This window comes from Devosia epidermidihirudinis, assembly GCF_000971295.1.
Classification (GTDB): domain Bacteria; phylum Pseudomonadota; class Alphaproteobacteria; order Rhizobiales; family Devosiaceae; genus Devosia; species Devosia epidermidihirudinis.
The window spans coordinates 696,093-711,534 of the sequence record NZ_LANJ01000011.1; the positions used below are offsets into that span (position 1 = coordinate 696,093).

The following is a 15,442-nucleotide window of genomic DNA, read 5'->3' on the forward strand; positions in this document are numbered from 1 at the left end:
AAAAATTGAATGGATTTGGCCATTCATTAGAAATCTGATTTCGCAGGGCAAAGATGGCACTGGATAAGATCGACCGAAAAATCCTTACACTTCTGCAAAAAGACGCGACCATGCCGGTGGCCGAGATTGGCCGCAAGGTTGGCCTGTCGACCACCCCATGCTGGCGCCGTATCCAGAAGATGGAAGAAGACGGGGTCATTCAGCGTCGCGTGGCGGTGCTCGATCCGGCCAAGGTCAATGTCGGCGTGACGGTGTTCGTGTCGGTCAAGACCAACGAGCACAACGAAGCCTGGATGCGTAAGTTTGCCGGTGTGATCGACGAATTCCCCGAAGTCGTGGAATTCTACCGCATGAGCGGCGACGTCGACTATCTGATGCGCGTCGTGGTGCCGGATATCGGTGCCTATGACACCTTCTACAAACGCCTCATCAGCAAGATCAATCTGACCGATGTAAGTTCGGCCTTCGCAATGGGCCAGATCAAATACACGACCGCGCTGCCGCTCGATTTCGCGCTGGTTGTTGACGACGATAAATAGGCCGTTTGGCCTTCTGGAATTCTGCGCGGGCGGTTAGTCGAACAGGCTAGCCGCCCGTTACGCTCATATGACGCCCCAAGGCGGGTTCCGCGCGGGCACGGTCGATGACAAAGTCATGGCCCTTGGGCTTGATCAGCATGGCGTGATCTAGCGCCGCATCGAGCGCCGCTTCCCCGCCCTCCCGCAGAGCATCACGCAAATTGACCTGATCCTCCTGGCCGAGGCACAGGAACAGCTGGCCCGTTGCGGTCAGCCGCACCCGGTTACAGCTCTCGCAGAAATTGTGGCTCATTGGGGTGATGAACCCCAGCACGCCGCCGGTTTCGGCGACGTGATCATAACGCGCAGGACCACCAGTGCGCTTAGCCAGCCGGGTCAACGTATAGCGTCGCGCCAGATTGTCGTGCAGCTCGCGCAGGGGCAGATAGCTATCGACGCGATCTATGCCGACTTCGCCCAGCGGCATGCCCTCGATCAGCGTCAGGCCCATGCCGCGCCCATGCGCCCACGCCATCATCGGCTCGATCTCGTCATCATTGACGCCACGCATGGCGACCATGTTGATCTTGAGCTCCAGCCCGCTGGCTTGCGCCGCATCAATCCCGGCCATCACATCGGCCAGCCGTCCACGACGGGTGATGGCTGCAAACCGCTCCGTGTCCAGTGTGTCGAGCGAGACATTGATGCGCCGAATACCAGCGGCGGCAAGCGCCTGAGCATGCTTGGCCAATTGGCTGCCATTAGTGGTCAGCGTCAGCTCATCCAGCCCGTTGCCGAGATGGCTACCCAGTGTGTTGACGAGGTCAATGATATCGCGCCGTACCAGCGGCTCCCCGCCCGTCAGACGAATGCGTGTGGTGCCGCGTCGAATAAAGGCTGTCGCAATGGTCTCGATTTCCTCAAAGCTCAGCACGTCCTTCTTGGGCAAAAAGGTCATGTCTTCCGCCATGCAATATACACAGCGGAAGTCGCACCGGTCGGTTACCGAAATGCGGAGATAGGAAATATGGCGCCCAAACCGGTCGACGAGCGGCCGGGCGACCTGGGTCTGCTCAGTCATGCGACAAACCTAGACCTGCGCGCCCGATTTTCAAAGGGCTCGATCAACAATGGCGTGTGAACCAATAGTGTACGTCGACTTTCGGCTCTGTTGACAGCATTGTCGGCGCGCTGCAATTGGGCGGCATTGCATGATCGCGAGGCTATGATGAACGATGATCTGAAGCGGCAGGCCGCTGCGATGGCCCTGACCCAAGTACAGCCCGGCATGCGCCTTGGTTTGGGGACAGGTTCGACAGCCAAGATTTTCGTCGACCTGCTCGGGGAAAAGGTTGCGGCGGGCTTTGATTGCATCTGCGTGCCCACTTCCGAATTCACCGGCCGCCAGGCAGCCTCGCTGGGCATCAAACTGTCCGACCTCGAAACGCTGGACCGGCTGGACCTTACGGTGGACGGGGCCGATGAGATCGATCCGGGCCTCAACCTGATCAAGGGTGCCGGTGGGGCCTTGCTGCGCGAGAAAATCGTGGCCGCATCGTCCGATGCCATGGTGGTAATTGCCGATGGCTCCAAGCTTGTCGAAACACTCGGCAAGTTCCCCCTGCCCATCGAGGTCAATCGCTTCGGCCTTGGCGCCACGCAGCGCAGCATCAGTGACATCCTGACCAAGCACGGCGCCCAGGGTGGGCTCAAGCTGCGCCAGACACCGGCGGGCGAGACCTTTGTCACCGACGGCGGTCACTTCATTCTCGATGCTTCTTTTGGCCGTATTTCGCGGCCAGAAGCGCTATCGCGCGATTTGCTCGATGTTGCCGGCGTGGTTCAGCATGGTCTGTTCCTGAAAATGTGCAAAACGGCTTATGTGGCGACGCCGGATGGCGTAAGAACGCTTTCAGCATAACGCCCGGTCTGGCCGGGCACGGTTTGATTTTGGACGGCAAGATGGGGATTTCGACGATGAATGGTGTGATGATGCGCGCTAAGACGCTGCTGGCTGTTGCTTTGAGCGCAACCCTTTTGGCTGTCGCAGCGCCTGCAATGGCTGAGGAAGTTCCACCCGAACAGCTGGCTCTCGCCCGCAAATACATCGACCTGACCGATCGCGCTGCCATCTATGAAGTGACCATGGTTCAGACCGGCATTGAAACAATGCGTCTGATCGTACAGCAGAACCCCGAGCTGATGGACAAGACCGACGCAGCAGTTGGCAAGGTTCTTGAAGAATACAAGGATCGCAAGGGCGAGCTGCTCGACCAGTTCGCACGCGTTTACGCTGTGCGCTTCACCATCGAAGAGCTGCAGCAGATCGTGGCCTTTTATGAATCGCCAACCGGCACGAAGCTGGCTCAGGCCAATACCGAAGTGAACGCTGATCTGCAGCGCGTGCTTCAGGTGTTCACCAACAACGTCAAGCGCGAGTTCTTTGCCAAGGTGCGCGCTGAGCTGCGCACGCAGGGCGTAGAACTCTAGTCGCGTTTAGACGCAATAGATTGGACCCCGCCTTGTGCGGGGTCTTTTTTTATGCGAAGCGCCATCCGATATTCATCGTCATCCACCGATGAAGTTTTACCGGGAGCCTGCAATGTCCGATGCATATGATCTTGTCGTTATTGGTGCTGGCTCCGGCGGCGTTCGAGCTGCGCGCATGGCCGCCACATACGGCGCCAAGGTTGCTGTCATCGAGGAATTCCGTGTCGGCGGCACCTGCGTCATCCGAGGCTGCGTGCCCAAAAAACTCTACGTCTATGCCAGCCGCTTCAACGACCTGTTCGACGTCGCCTCGAGCTTTGGCTGGCAGGTTGATGCGTCCTTTGATTGGCCCACTCTGGTGGCCGCCAAGGAAAAGGAAATCACCCGCCTTGAGCACGCCTATGTGACCAACCTGGAAAAGCCTGGCGCCGAGATCATCCGCGACCGGGCCGTGGTGACTGGTCCCAATAGCGTGCATCTGGTCAAAGGTGATCGCGAATTGCAGGCCAAGCACATCCTGATCGCCACCGGCGCACAGCCCAACATTCCCGACATTCCGGGCGCCGAGCTGGGTATTTCGTCCAACGAGGCTTTTGATCTGCCCAAGCTGCCCCACTCGATCCTGATCGAGGGCGGCGGCTACATCGCTGTCGAGTTCGCCACCATCTTTGCTGGCCTGGGCGTTCACACCACCATCATCTATCGTGGCGACTGCGTATTGCGTGGCTTTGACGAGGATATGCGTCGCGGGCTCGAAGCGGGCCTGCAGGACCACGGCATCAAGTTGATCTATCAGACTACCATCAAGTCGCTCGCCAAGTCTGGCGATGACATCGCCGCCACTTTCAGCGACGGCGTCACCGCGCCCTATGGTGCCGTGATGTTCGCTACGGGCCGCACGCCCAATGTGAAGGGGCTTGGCCTCGAAACGGCTGGCGTCAAGCTCACCGACAAGGGCGAGATCGCTGTCGACGCCTATTCACAGAGCTCCGTGCCGTCCATCTATGCCGTGGGCGACGTCACTGGCCGCGCCGCGCTGACCCCCGTGGCTATCCGCGAGGGCTGGTACTTCGCTGAGACCGTGTTCAACAACAATCCGCTGGCTGTCGATCACTCGATGATCCCGACCGCGGTATTCTCCGAGCCAGAAATCGGCACGATCGGCCTCACTGAGGCGGAAGCGGCAACGCATGGCGATATCGACGTCTATGTCGCGCGTTTCCGCCCCATGATGAACACACTGTCGACCCGCACCGAGCGCATGGTGCTCAAACTCATCACCGAAGCCAATGGCGGCAAAGTGCTGGGCTGCCACATCCTGGGACCGGGCTCGGGCGAGATGATCCAGCTTGTCGCCATCCCAATGGGCATGGGCGCCACCAAGGCAGACTTCGACCGCGCCATGGCTGTGCATCCCTCGGCCGCCGAGGAACTGGTGACCTTCAAAGCCCCAAGCTACACCTATCGTGGCGGCGTCAAAGTCGGCGGCTAGGTAGCACAACCAATTGACCTCCCCTCAACAGGGAGGCCAATTGAAAATATCGCCTAGGCGTCCTTGCCGCTGATGGCAGCGCTTTCAAACGTCGCCATATTGTTGTGCAAGTGCAGCGCGGTCTTGGCCATCACGGCCGCCAGTGCAGCGCCGCTCCCCTCACCCAGCCGCATCCCAAGATCGAGCAGGCCCTTCTGGCCCATGGCTTCGAGCGCGCGCGCGTGGCCGCTTTCGGCGGACACATGACCGAAGATGCAGTGATCGATGGAGTCGGGGTTGATCGCGCGGGCAATCGCCGCAGCAGAGGTGGCGACAAAACCGTCGATGATGACCGGCACTTTCTGATGACGTGCGGCAAGCAATGCGCCGAGCATGGCAGCGATCTCACGACCACCGAGGCGCGCGAGAATGGCCAGCGGATGATCGAGTTCGCCAGCGTGATGCGCCAGCGCTCGGTCAACTGCATCGGCCTTGCGGGCAAGACCAGCGTCGTCGACCCCAGTGCCCCGGCCAACCCAGTCAGCACCCGTGCCGCCGTAGAGCGCAGCGTAGACCGCAGCAGCGACTGTGGTGTTGCCAATGCCCATTTCGCCGATGCAGATCAGGTCTGGCTTACCGGCAATGGCTTCCATGCCATAGGCGATAGTGGCGGCGCACATCTTGTCGTCGAGTGCGGCCTCCTTGGTGATGTCGCCGGTCGGCAGCTCCAGCGCCAGCTCGAACACGCGCAGGTTGATTTCGTGCAGCGCGCAGATCTGGGAGATGGCGGCGCCGCCATTGGTGAAATTGGCGACCATCTGGGCCGTCACTTCGCGCGGAAAGGCCGACACGCCCTGACCGGTGACGCCGTGGTTGGCGGCGAAAATCGTCACCATGGGGTTGTCGAGACGCGGACGCGCCCTGCCCTGCCAACGGGCCAGAAACTCAACCAAGAGCTCCAGCTGGCCAAGCGAGCCTGCCGGTTTGGTCAGTTGCGCCTCGCGCTCCCGCACGGCCGCTACTGCGGCTTCGTCACCATCAGGAACGATGGTCAGCAGTTCGAGGACATCGGCATAGGCGGGATTGAGGGCGGGCATGGCGGGTCCGGCGTGATGTGCTAGGAAGGTGCGGACTTGTTGCCGATTGCGGGACGAAAAGCAATTGAACGCCGATGACCATTCCGAGACTGCGCCCGATGCCATCAGCGTCGACGCGCAGGACGCCAGCCGACCCGAGCACGCCAAGGGCGGCATTGGCCTCAAGGAGGATTTCATCATGGCGCTACGCTTCTTCTCGCGCCTGCCAACTGGCAGTTCACCGCACCAGAAGCCCGACCTTGGCCGCATCGCCATGGCGCTACCACTCGCCAGCGTCGCCATCGGCATCGGTCCGGCTTTGCTGTTTCTCGGCGCCACGCTGATTGGCCTGCCGCCCTATTTTGCCGCCGCGCTCGGCGTGGCTGCGATGGTGATCGCCAGTGGCGGCATGGCCGAGGACGCGCTGGCCGACTCGATGGATGGCCTCTTCGGCGGCTACACGAGGGAGCGCCGCCTCGATATCATGAAGGACAGCCGCCACGGCACCTATGGCGTCGCCGCGATGAGCCTGTTCCTCCTGCTGCGGGTCACGGCCCTTGGCGCAGTCGCCACCACCAGTCCCCTTGCCGCAGCGGCGATCTGGCTGGCGGCAACAATTGTGGGACGTTCCGGCGCGCTCTGGCTGGCAGTCGCCCTGCCCGCTGCGCGCAGCGATGGCGCTTCTGCGGCTGTTGGCAGGCTGCCGCGCCTCAGCTTCATCATTGGAGCGGTGTTCGCCGCCGTGCTGCTTTTCCTGCTTGGCGGCCCTGCCAGCGGTATTCTGTCGCTGGTGGTGGCGCTGCTGCTGAGCGTGGGTGTCATTGCCGGATGGGCCTCAATCTGCCAGCGGCTGGTGGGAGGACAGACCGGCGACCTCATCGGCGCGCTCGGCGCCTTGATCGAAATCGCAGTGCTGACGGCGCTGATCGCCTTCGTCTAAGCACGGACCAAGCCTTGAAATTGCCGCCAGCACACCCTTTATGGTCAGGGGTGACCCTGACTCGCGAGGACCGACTGGCATGATCTTTATCGGCATCGCGCTGCTTATTGCGGTTGGCATCGTCGTTCTCATCAGCGCCGATGCGGGGAGCCTTGCCGGCCTCACCCAGATGCAGACCGCCCAGATGGTGCCGCTGGTGGTCATTCTCATCATCATTGCCGGGGGCGTGTTCACGCGCCGCCACAAGGCGTCTGAGCTGCTCACCGGCGTCATGCTATGGGTCGGCATTTTTGGCGTCGCGGCGCTGAGCTATGCCTATCGCGATGAAATCACCGGTATGGCCGGGCGCGTCGTTGGCGAGTTGCGACCGGGCGTGGCCGTGGTCGACACCAATGCAGGCACGGCCACCTTTCGGCGCGGGCTAGGCGGTCATTTCGAGATTTCGGCCAATATCAACGGCCATCAGACGCCGATGATTTTCGATACCGGCGCAACCGCCGTCGTGCTGACGCTCGCAGATGCCAAGGCGGCCGGGATCGACACCGATGAGCTGCGTTTCACCATCCCCGTCTCCACCGCCAATGGCATGGGACAGGCGGCGCGCGTGCGCCTCGATCGGCTGGAAGTCGGCGGAATTGCGCGGAACAATATCGTGGCCTTCGTCACCGAAGCCAAGGCGCTCGAAACGAGCCTTTTGGGCATGACGTTCCTTGAAACGCTCAGCCGCTACAGCGTCACCCAGAACTCGCTGGAACTGGTGAATTAGGGGCCGGCGCTTGCGCCAGCCCCCTTAAGTCAAATCAGACCGGGAACTGCGTGGCCTGGCCGGCCACCACATACCACGTCACGAACAGCGCGTTGATGAACGCGCCAGGCAGGTAGCTGCCGGTGCGGCGGTAGGCGAAGGTGGACAAGAACGCCACGATAGCCATCAGCGGCAGGAACTGAATTGCGATCACGGTGTTCAGCGGCTCGTTGATGCTGAACAAGTGGCCGTTGAACAGCAGCCAGCCATACTGGAACGCCAGGAACACCAGGAACCCGAGCGCCAGCGCGCCAATATTGCCCAGATACTGCACAAGGCGGCCGTCACCGCGCACCGAAAGGCCGGTGTGCAGACCGCGCAAAGCCAGCACGAAGAACACGGCGAACGGCACGAGATAAACCAGTGCAATCTTGAGCTGCAGCAGGCTGAGCGGCTTCAGAGCGACCACCCAGAAGCGGAAGTCGATCTTGAACAGGAAGTCAGCGGCGATCACGAAGAGATAGCCGATGCCAACCGTGGCCAGCGCGATCAGCAGCGAACCCAGGATATCGCCGCGTGCCGAAACCTTGTCACCCTTGAGCACAAAGCCAACGGCAAACACGATCAGTCCGTTGAGCACAGCCCAGAAGGCGATCTGGGTGGTGATGGCCTGTGGCAGGATAGCCGATGCTGGCAGGAGCGAGCCGCCCCATGACAGGAAGGCGTAATAGCTGATCACCGGCACGAAGGCGCTGATGGCAAACGCCAGCCACCACTTGCCGCCGCGCGCGGCGTGAGCGTGAGCAACTGGTTCGCGACGGAGATGAGCGAAGGCCGGAGCGGCCAGCAGCATCTCGAAGGCACCTGCAAGGACCGCGACGAAGCCGACCAGCGCGATCAGCGTGCCGATTTCCTTCCAGAGCCAGATCTGGTCGCTGGAGGGGATAGGCTTGGCGCCCTCAAGCGTCTGGGCAAACCAGTCGATGGAATAGCCGATGGCCTCAGGCGAGATATGGTCGCCCGGATGGGTGGTGTTTGGCGTCTGCAGCTGGCGCGCGGTGCCGGCGGCGATGTCGCCATAGATCTGGCCCGGAACGACGGCATCAGTGGTTCCGAACACGGCCTGCAGCTTGGGGCTGGTGGCCACGTCCTGCGCACGATCGACATTCCACATCAGCTGCGAGAACTCGTCGTACTTGGAGAAAACCACGGCCAGGTTGCGCGGCCAGCTGGTGGTGCCGTCAGCGGCGAAAGGCGCGCCAGTGCTGGAGCCTTCCAGCACCATGGCCTTATAGCCGTCTGGCATGGCGCCTGCGGCCGCCAGAATGGTCCAGCCGCCCATCGAGTGGCCTTCAAGACCGATATTGTCGAGATCGACGATATCGAGGCTACGAAGGTAAGCGAGGCCTGCCGGGCCGCCAAAGCCATTGGAGAAAGCTGGCGCGTCGGAATAACCATGACCGGTCTGGTCGAGTGCGAGCACGACATAGCCGCGACGCGCGTATTCGATGGCGAAGCCCGACTGGGTTTCGCGGCTGTTGATGTAGCCGTGCACGGCGAGAATGCCCGGCGCCTTGTTCTCGGCGGAAACGCCGGGAGGCACATACAGCAGGCCGCTCAAAACGGTGCCATTGGCGCCGTTGAAGCGAATATCGCGAATCGAGACGCCGCCGGACGTCTGCACGAAATGGGCGATCAGCGCGCCCAGAAGAATAACAACCCATCCCACATGGAACAGGCGAGTATGGCGTTTCATGTCCAAAAGCTCCCCAGTTGGCCGCCAGGAGTTTTTTTGCCATTGGCACCCGGTCAGCCTCAGCTTCTCATAGCACGCGCAAATTCGAAACAAAACGAAATCAAAACGAAACCAGCAAGACAAATGCAGGCGGCCTCGCTGGGGCGAGGCGCAACGGCTTGGCTGTAATAAAGTCCCGTTTAGCTCGCTTCGGCGAGATTATGCCGGGTCACGGCTTCGAGCGCGCGATGCATGACGCTGGAGTCTGCGCCAGCCTTGCAGGCTTCCACGCTGAGGATCTGACGGAACTGGCGCGCACCGGGCAGGCCATTGGCTAGGCCCAGCATGTGGCGCGCGATCTGGTTGATGCGGACGCCCTCGCCTGCATGCTTGTCGGCGTAGTCGGCCATAGCCAGCATCACCGCTTCCAGGGTGATCGGCTCGGCGGTGCCTTCGAAGAACAGTCGGTCGACCTCAGCCAGCAACATAGGGGTGTGATAGGCAGCGCGCCCCAGCATGACCCCATCAGTCACCGCCATTTCGGCGACGGCCGTCTCCAGCGTGTCGATACCGCCATTGATCATCACTGGCAGCGGCGACAGACGCGCGCGCAGACGATGCACCCGATCATAGTCGAGCGGTGGAATGGTGCGGTTTTCCTTGGGGCTAAGGCCCTTGAGCCAGGCCTTGCGGGCATGCACATAGAGCGCGTCGACGCCCGCTTCCACCATGGTGTCAGCGAAGCGGTCGAGGCTTTCTTCGGTGTCTTGATCATCAATGCCGATGCGGCACTTCACCGTCACAGGACGGTCTGTGGCATCGCGCATGGCACGGACGCATTCGGCGACCAAATCCGGCTCAGCCATCAGGCACGCGCCAAACTTGCCGGACTGTACGCGATCGGATGGGCAGCCGACATTCAGGTTGATTTCGGCATAGCCAAAGTCATGGGCAATGCGTGTGGCCTTGGCCAGCTCGATCGGGTCAGACCCGCCCAATTGCAGGGCAACAGGCTGCTCGACCGTGTCAAAGCGCAGATGACGATGCGCATCGCCATGCACGATGGCGGCGCTTGTCACCATCTCGGTGAACAGCAAGGCCTCATGCGACAACAGCCGATGGAGCTGGCGGCAATGCCTATCGGTCCAGTCCATCATCGGCGCAACCGAAAACCGCCGCGCGCGCGCAACGGCGCTGGCGGATGGAATACCGGAGGTTGCTGGCGAAGTAGACATGCACGTCCCGTGGCTAGATGCGTTCTATCGGCTCTCTAACGCAAATGGGGCGCGCAGGCGCTAAAAAAAGCGCGACATGGCTCACAGCACGGTGATTTCGAACTTGGTTAGCTGCCGAGCGGCGCGGTGATGTCACGGTATGCGCCGTGCCAATAGACCAGCGGCTGCGATGCCCCCCGCACCGTGATGGCGCGCACGCGACCAATCAGGATCGAGTGAGAGTGGCGCTCGATAGCCTCTTCCAGCTCGCAATCGAGCACGATCAGTGCGTCAGACAAAGTCGGCGTGCCGGTGACCAGTTCGGACCATGTCGCGCCTTCATAGCGCTGCGTGCCCTTGATGCCGCCGCGACCGGCAAAGCGGTCAGCGATGTGCTGCTGATCGGTGGCCAATACGTTGACCGCGAATGAGCCGTGGCGCTGCAACACAGGCCAGGACGAGGAGCTGCGGTTGAGGCTGACCAGAATGGACGGCGGCTCGATGGACAGTGAGGATACCGAAGTTGCCGTAAAGCCAGTCCGGTCTTCGCCGCGCCCAACCGTGATCACGCTCACAGCGCCCGCGAGGTGGCGCATTGCGTCCTTGAAGCGGTCAGTATCCACGCTCACGTCTTCCTTGGGCGCGAAGCTAGCAAAATCCAGCACAGACATCGGCAGATCCTCGTTTGTCCATGACGGTCCCGGTCGCACCCGGCAGCGCCATGATTTGATGTCGCCATAGCACCACAGAGGCACTGTTGGCGGCGAGAGCAAGGTTTTCGAATGCAGCGAGCTCACGACAAATTCTCTCGCTACTTCAGCCACCTGCTAGAATGGCATCCTACGAACGCACAATGTCTATCAGATTGGTGTAATTTAGCTCTCGTGCAAGGGGATGAAGAGTCTGCGCGGCCTAGCCTTGTGCCAGCAGTCGCGCAGCCAGCGTTGCAGCCTGGACCCGAATGTCAGGAATGGCTTCGATCTCAAAGAAGCGACCCCGCGTCAGCGGGCCGACCACCAGCAACCGCTCATGCGATTTGCCATCGGCATCCACCACGGCGCAGTTTTCGTCCACATCGAGACCAATGCGAAACGTATCAGGCCGCGCGCGGCCATTGGCGACCAGATCGCGAATGACCGGATTGGAGCTCGACAGCACGTCGACGCTGACGCCACCGCAATCGTAAACCCGCGCAATATCCATGGTCTCGCGCTCACTGGTGCCGCGACGGCGGATTTGCGCGCGGGCACCGTCGCCATTGCGCTCGACGCCAAGGAACTCGGCGGCCACGAGCTTGACCTGTCCCGTGCCGACGGCCCGCACCAGCCGCTCATGCAATTCGGGCGGCAGGCGATGGCGGTGAATGTTCCACCACGGGCGCAGGTGGCGCAGGAACTGGCGCTTGGCGTTCGACGTCCAATTCTTCCAGATGCGCTGGTTATAGGGGCGCAGGCCATCGACCACGCTGCGCCAATCGCCACCACGCGCCTCGGTCTCGCGGGCCAGGGCCCGGAACCAGCGCATGAAATAGGGGAGGCTCGTGCCGAACGGCACGTCAGCCGCGTCGATATTGATCGGCGGCACGTCGCGGTGCCCCTTGGGCAGCAGGCCATTGCGCGACACGACCGTGATCGGGCCCTTGTGCTCTGCATCGGCCAGCGATAGCCAGGCGTCGACCATGCTGAGGCCGGAGCCGAGGATCATGACCGGCGCATTCTCTGGCAACGGAGTATCGCGCTCGGAGCCGACGCGCACAGCAATACCTCGGCCGCGCGCGGGCTGGGTTTCATGCCCCACCGCCAAAACGACACTGCGGCTGATCAGGCTGGTGCCGTTGTCGAGCACCGTCTCGATGCCGCTTTTGCCCTCGTGCACCGCGACGGCTTCTTCGGAGAGCACGACAAGACGACCGAGGCGAGACTGCCCGGCTTCGCTCAACACGTGTTCGAGATAGACGCCATAGAGCCGGCGCGGCACGAAAACCCAGGAGCCGCGCGCTGCCGGATAGCCGCGCGTCTGCAACCACCGCCAGAAGTGTTCGGGATCATCCGCAAAGGCGCTCATGCCACGCGCGGGCACATTGACCTTGTGGTCGCGCTGGCTGGCAGAATAGGCGAGCCCCTGCCCGAATTGGCCGCGCCGCTCGATCAGCGTCACGCGGATATCTGTCTTGGGGTCGCGCAGCAGATGGGCCGCCAGCAGCACGCCGCTGGCCCCACCGCCAATAATTGTCACCGATGACCGTCCGTTCGAGGTGCTCATTTACACCCCCAACTGCATCATGCGGTCATTGCCTCGGAGCCGAGCGCATCCGCTCCGCCCATGGCCCGCATCTGGGTCAGGCTGGTATTGTCCAGGACATCGGCAATCGCGTTGCGCACGTCGAGCATCAGATGGCGAATTTGGCATGTGGCCTCATCGCAATCAGTGCAGGGTTGGTAACGCGTCTTGCTGGCGCACGGAATTGGTGCAAGCGGTCCATCAAGGACGCGCACCACGTGGCCAATCTTGATCTCGTCGGCCGGGCGCGCGAGGCAATAGCCCCCTGCCTTGCCCTTGCGGCTATGGACGAACCCAGCATTGCGGAGCTCGGCCAAAATGGCGTCGAGAAACTTCTTGGGGATATTGTTGCCCTTGGCGACGTCGCCGACAAAAGCCAGCTGTCCCTCTGGGAGTTCGGACAAGGCAGCGAGTGCCTTGAGGCCGTATTTGCCTTTTTTCGTGAGCATGCGTGCGACAAAGCCCAATAGACCAGCCGGACATCGGCCAGAAGCATGCGCACGTACTTAAAGTCTACAAATGAACGGTACAAGCTTTATCGCCCCTTATGGCCTCGGCCGGAGAGCGTGTTGGCTGCCCCAATGATCGATCCCGCACCCGATGAGCGAGTTCGTAGCCTGCCGGCCAGCGCCCAAATCCGCTCGCCACGTTGATGTGCCCGACGTAGCCAATGTCATGGATCGGCGAGCCCCACTCCACCGCAAGGTCCCGCAATTTGTCATAGGACATGTAGGCGTCGTTGCGGCTGGCGACCACGAGGCTCGGGAATGGCAGCCGCTCGTGCGGCATTTCACCGAAGTCATAGGTGCGGCTGTGCAGGTCCGAGGTGCGGTTAATATCGGCCGGCGCCACCAGCAAGGCCCCCGCCACCAGATGCGCCAGCCTGCTGCCCGCTAGCCGCGCCGTCAGGATCGAACCCAGGCTATGCGCCACGATCAGCGCGTTGGGATGGGCCGAGATCGCCTCCTCGAGCCGCGCCAACCAGCGATCAGCGTCGGGGTTGGACCAGTCATCCTGCTCCACCAGCACAGCGCTCCGGTCGTCGATCTGCCACCACGCCTGCCAATGGTCGGTGCCAGAGCCGTGCAAACCGGGAACGATGAGCGTGGTGGGAGTACACATGGTGCTGATCAGAAATAGGGTGGGATGCTGACGCGAACGAAACGGCGTTCCTTGCCGCCATAGCCAAGGTGCGCCACTGATTCTGGCGCCTTGCCGCTCAGCAGGTCCGCATCAAACTCGGCAGCGGTCGGCTGCTCAGCGTCGGCTGCGCCGCCGAAAAAGTCAGCCTTCAACGGGGCATCTGGGCTATCGACCCGGGCGCCGAATGCTGGATTGAGAACGCCAAAAAAATGGACCATCGGGGGTATTCCTCTGTTGGATCGTTCGATTAACACTTCGTACATAAAGCCTATCATCTCGGTCGTGTTAAGCGAGTCAGAGGTTGGCGAAGTGCGCGCAAGAGCGGAAAAATTGTTTCGCGATAATGCACTCGGCTAGGCGATGGGGCTCGGACGCAGCTAACATGTTAGCTATGGCATCGGGGCTGAATTTGCCGTATTCCGGCTATGCAATTGCCAGAGCACAGCGCCCATGCCCCTGCCCCGTTCCGTCGCCGTCATCGATATCGGCAAGACCAATGCCAAGCTGGTGCTGATCGACGCCACCACAGGCACACAGATTGCCACTCGGAGCACGCCAAATACCGTGCTGCGCGACGGCCCTTATCCGCACGCAGATGTGGAGCGCCTCTGGACCTTCATCCTCGAGAGCCTACGCGACCTCCAGGCGGTGCATGGCATTGATGGCATTTCCGTCACCACTCATGGCGCCACGGCAGCGCTGATGGCGGGCGACGCGCTTGCCATGCCGGTGCTGGACTATGAGCACAATGGCACCGATGAAACCGCTGGACTCTACGCAGCCGAGCGCCCGGCCTTCTCCGAGAGCCTCTCGCCACTGCTGCCCAACGGGCTCAATCTGGGCGCGCAGATATTCTGGCAGAGCCGCGCCCATGCAGAGGCCTTCGCGGGGGTCACCCAGATCCTCACCTATCCGCAATATTGGGCGTGGCGGCTGACGGGCGTATCGGCCAGCGAATTAACCTCGCTGGGCTGCCACACAGACCTGTGGGCGCCCGTGCAACAGGACTTTTCGAGCCTCGTTGATGGGCAGGGCTGGCGCAAGCTGTTCCCCGCCATCAAGCCCGCCGCGTCCGTGCTGGGCGCAATCACCCCGGCCGTCGCCGCTGCAACAGGTCTGGCGGCCAACACGCCTGTAAGTTGCGGCATCCACGATTCCAACGCATCGCTGCTGCCCCACCTGGGCGCGCATGAGACCCCGTTCACGATCCTGTCGACCGGCACCTGGGCCATCGCCATGACGGTGGGTGGCGATACCGCCCATCTCGACGCCAGCCGCGACAGCCTCGCCAATGTCGACGCCTATGGCCGCGCCGTACCCACTGCGCGCTTCATGGGTGGTCGCGAGTTCGACATGCTGGCGCCTGGCGCAGTCGAGCCGACCGAAGCGGATATCTCCCGGGTCATCGCAGAAAGCATTCAGGCCCTGCCATGCTTCAATCCCGGCACCGGCCCTTTCCCTCATGCCAAGGGCACCTGGACCATTGACCCCGCCAGTCTGACGCCGGGCGAGCGCACCGCCGTTGCCTCGCTCTATCTGGCGCTCATCACAGAGGCCTGCCTTGGCCTCTGCGGCTTGGGCAAGCAGATCATCGTCGAGGGACCCCTCGCCCGCAATCGCCTGTTTGGCGAAGCGCTCGCGCGCCTCACTGGCTCCAGCGTCAGTGCCTCGGGCGACGCCACCGGCACCAGCCTTGGCGCCAGCATGCTGTTTGGCGGCGCTCCCGCGCACAAGGCTGAAGCCGCGCCGTTCGCGCCGCTTGGCGTGGCTGGATTTGACGATTACGTGGCGCGATGGAAAGCTCGCCTGGCCGCATAGGCCCAGCGCATT

General features: G+C 62.1%; 16 protein-coding genes. 7 read left to right on the forward strand and 9 right to left on the reverse strand.

The features are described from left to right. Positions 1–59 precede the first annotated feature (59 nt). Entirely contained in the window at positions 60–539 is a 480-nt protein-coding gene (locus WH87_RS06535; RefSeq protein ID WP_046138561.1) for an Lrp/AsnC family transcriptional regulator, read from the forward strand. A 46-nt stretch (positions 540–585) separates the two neighbouring features. Here WH87_RS06535 and moaA read toward each other — a convergent pair whose 3' ends face one another. After that, positions 586–1,599 (reverse strand): GTP 3',8-cyclase MoaA, encoded by a 1,014-nt coding sequence (gene moaA, locus WH87_RS06540; protein ID WP_046137993.1) that lies wholly within the window; start codon positions 1,597–1,599, stop codon positions 586–588. 144 nt (positions 1,600–1,743) lie between these two features. Between moaA and rpiA the strand changes: the two genes are divergently transcribed. The 3 genes from rpiA to gor all read left to right on the forward strand — a co-directional run bounded on the left by rpiA (position 1,744) and on the right by gor (position 4,500). Further along, positions 1,744–2,439 (forward strand): ribose-5-phosphate isomerase RpiA, encoded by a 696-nt coding sequence (rpiA, locus tag WH87_RS06545; RefSeq protein ID WP_046137992.1) that lies wholly within the window; start codon positions 1,744–1,746, stop codon positions 2,437–2,439. A 68-nt stretch (positions 2,440–2,507) separates the two neighbouring features. Next, positions 2,508–3,008: a DUF2059 domain-containing protein gene (locus WH87_RS06550; RefSeq protein WP_197410738.1), complete on the forward strand. Its 501-nt coding sequence runs from the start codon at positions 2,508–2,510 to the stop codon at positions 3,006–3,008. A 112-nt stretch (positions 3,009–3,120) separates the two neighbouring features. After that, positions 3,121–4,500 carry a glutathione-disulfide reductase gene (gor, locus tag WH87_RS06555; RefSeq protein WP_046137990.1) on the forward strand — a complete coding sequence of 460 codons (1,380 nt, stop codon included), beginning with the start codon at positions 3,121–3,123 and terminating at the stop codon, positions 4,498–4,500. 53 nt (positions 4,501–4,553) lie between these two features. Here gor and cobT read toward each other — a convergent pair whose 3' ends face one another. Further along, complete coding sequence (gene cobT / locus WH87_RS06560) at positions 4,554–5,576, reverse strand: nicotinate-nucleotide--dimethylbenzimidazole phosphoribosyltransferase (protein ID WP_046137989.1); 1,023 nt, start codon at positions 5,574–5,576, stop codon at positions 4,554–4,556. Between the two features lie 64 nt (positions 5,577–5,640). Here cobT and WH87_RS06565 point away from each other — a divergent pair, with 64 nt between their 5' ends. Both WH87_RS06565 and WH87_RS06570 read left to right on the forward strand, forming a co-directional pair. Then, complete coding sequence (locus tag WH87_RS06565) at positions 5,641–6,495, forward strand: adenosylcobinamide-GDP ribazoletransferase (RefSeq protein ID WP_082092524.1); 855 nt, start codon at positions 5,641–5,643, stop codon at positions 6,493–6,495. Between the two features lie 79 nt (positions 6,496–6,574). Beyond that, a complete protein-coding gene (locus tag WH87_RS06570) occupies positions 6,575–7,261 on the forward strand; it encodes a retropepsin-like aspartic protease family protein (protein ID WP_052726257.1) in 687 nt (228 codons plus the stop codon). Positions 7,262–7,295: 34 nt separating this feature from the next. On the opposite strand, the gene WH87_RS06575 is transcribed toward WH87_RS06570, so the two are convergent. From WH87_RS06575 to WH87_RS06605, 7 genes are all read right to left on the reverse strand, one after another. Beyond that, positions 7,296–8,996, reverse strand: a complete 1,701-nt coding sequence (locus WH87_RS06575; RefSeq protein WP_046137988.1) for an alpha/beta hydrolase family protein — start codon at positions 8,994–8,996, stop codon at positions 7,296–7,298. 179 nt (positions 8,997–9,175) lie between these two features. Continuing rightward, entirely contained in the window at positions 9,176–10,210 is a 1,035-nt protein-coding gene (gene dusA, locus WH87_RS06580) for a tRNA dihydrouridine(20/20a) synthase DusA (RefSeq protein ID WP_046137987.1), read from the reverse strand. Between the two features lie 107 nt (positions 10,211–10,317). Next, positions 10,318–10,860: a flavin reductase family protein gene (locus tag WH87_RS06585; protein ID WP_046137986.1), complete on the reverse strand. Its 543-nt coding sequence runs from the start codon at positions 10,858–10,860 to the stop codon at positions 10,318–10,320. Between the two features lie 241 nt (positions 10,861–11,101). After that, the gene (locus WH87_RS06590) at positions 11,102–12,451 is read right to left on the reverse strand and encodes an FAD/NAD(P)-binding protein (protein WP_046137985.1); all 1,350 of its coding nucleotides are present in this window, start codon (positions 12,449–12,451) and stop codon (positions 11,102–11,104) included. 17 nt (positions 12,452–12,468) lie between these two features. Further along, entirely contained in the window at positions 12,469–12,918 is a 450-nt protein-coding gene (locus WH87_RS06595; protein ID WP_046137984.1) for an RrF2 family transcriptional regulator, read from the reverse strand. Between the two features lie 64 nt (positions 12,919–12,982). Then, positions 12,983–13,591, reverse strand: a complete 609-nt coding sequence (locus WH87_RS06600; RefSeq protein WP_046137983.1) for an RBBP9/YdeN family alpha/beta hydrolase — start codon at positions 13,589–13,591, stop codon at positions 12,983–12,985. An 8-nt stretch (positions 13,592–13,599) separates the two neighbouring features. After that, complete coding sequence (locus tag WH87_RS06605; RefSeq protein ID WP_046137982.1) at positions 13,600–13,830, reverse strand: hypothetical protein; 231 nt, start codon at positions 13,828–13,830, stop codon at positions 13,600–13,602. 232 nt (positions 13,831–14,062) lie between these two features. Between WH87_RS06605 and WH87_RS06610 the strand changes: the two genes are divergently transcribed. Further along, positions 14,063–15,430: an FGGY-family carbohydrate kinase gene (locus WH87_RS06610; protein ID WP_156458131.1), complete on the forward strand. Its 1,368-nt coding sequence runs from the start codon at positions 14,063–14,065 to the stop codon at positions 15,428–15,430. Positions 15,431–15,442: the final 12 nt, after the last annotated feature.

Bases quoted from the DNA above. Each gene is read 5' to 3' on its own strand.
- moaA (WP_046137993.1), bottom strand. From the start codon at position 1,599: ATGACTGAGCAGACCCAGGTCGCCCGGCCGCTCGTCGACCGGTTTGGG.
- rpiA (WP_046137992.1), top strand. From the start codon at position 1,744: ATGATGAACGATGATCTGAAGCGGCAGGCCGCTGCGATGGCCCTGACC.
- WH87_RS06550 (WP_197410738.1), top strand. From the start codon at position 2,508: ATGATGCGCGCTAAGACGCTGCTGGCTGTTGCTTTGAGCGCAACCCTT.
- gor (WP_046137990.1), top strand. From the start codon at position 3,121: ATGTCCGATGCATATGATCTTGTCGTTATTGGTGCTGGCTCCGGCGGC.
- cobT (WP_046137989.1), bottom strand. From the start codon at position 5,576: ATGCCCGCCCTCAATCCCGCCTATGCCGATGTCCTCGAACTGCTGACC.
- WH87_RS06570 (WP_052726257.1), top strand. From the start codon at position 6,575: ATGATCTTTATCGGCATCGCGCTGCTTATTGCGGTTGGCATCGTCGTT.
- WH87_RS06575 (WP_046137988.1), bottom strand. From the start codon at position 8,996: ATGAAACGCCATACTCGCCTGTTCCATGTGGGATGGGTTGTTATTCTT.
- dusA (WP_046137987.1), bottom strand. From the start codon at position 10,210: ATGTCTACTTCGCCAGCAACCTCCGGTATTCCATCCGCCAGCGCCGTT.
- WH87_RS06585 (WP_046137986.1), bottom strand. From the start codon at position 10,860: ATGTCTGTGCTGGATTTTGCTAGCTTCGCGCCCAAGGAAGACGTGAGC.
- WH87_RS06590 (WP_046137985.1), bottom strand. From the start codon at position 12,451: ATGAGCACCTCGAACGGACGGTCATCGGTGACAATTATTGGCGGTGGG.
- WH87_RS06595 (WP_046137984.1), bottom strand. From the start codon at position 12,918: ATGCTCACGAAAAAAGGCAAATACGGCCTCAAGGCACTCGCTGCCTTG.
- WH87_RS06600 (WP_046137983.1), bottom strand. From the start codon at position 13,591: ATGTGTACTCCCACCACGCTCATCGTTCCCGGTTTGCACGGCTCTGGC.
- WH87_RS06605 (WP_046137982.1), bottom strand. From the start codon at position 13,830: ATGGTCCATTTTTTTGGCGTTCTCAATCCAGCATTCGGCGCCCGGGTC.
- WH87_RS06610 (WP_156458131.1), top strand. From the start codon at position 14,063: ATGCCCCTGCCCCGTTCCGTCGCCGTCATCGATATCGGCAAGACCAAT.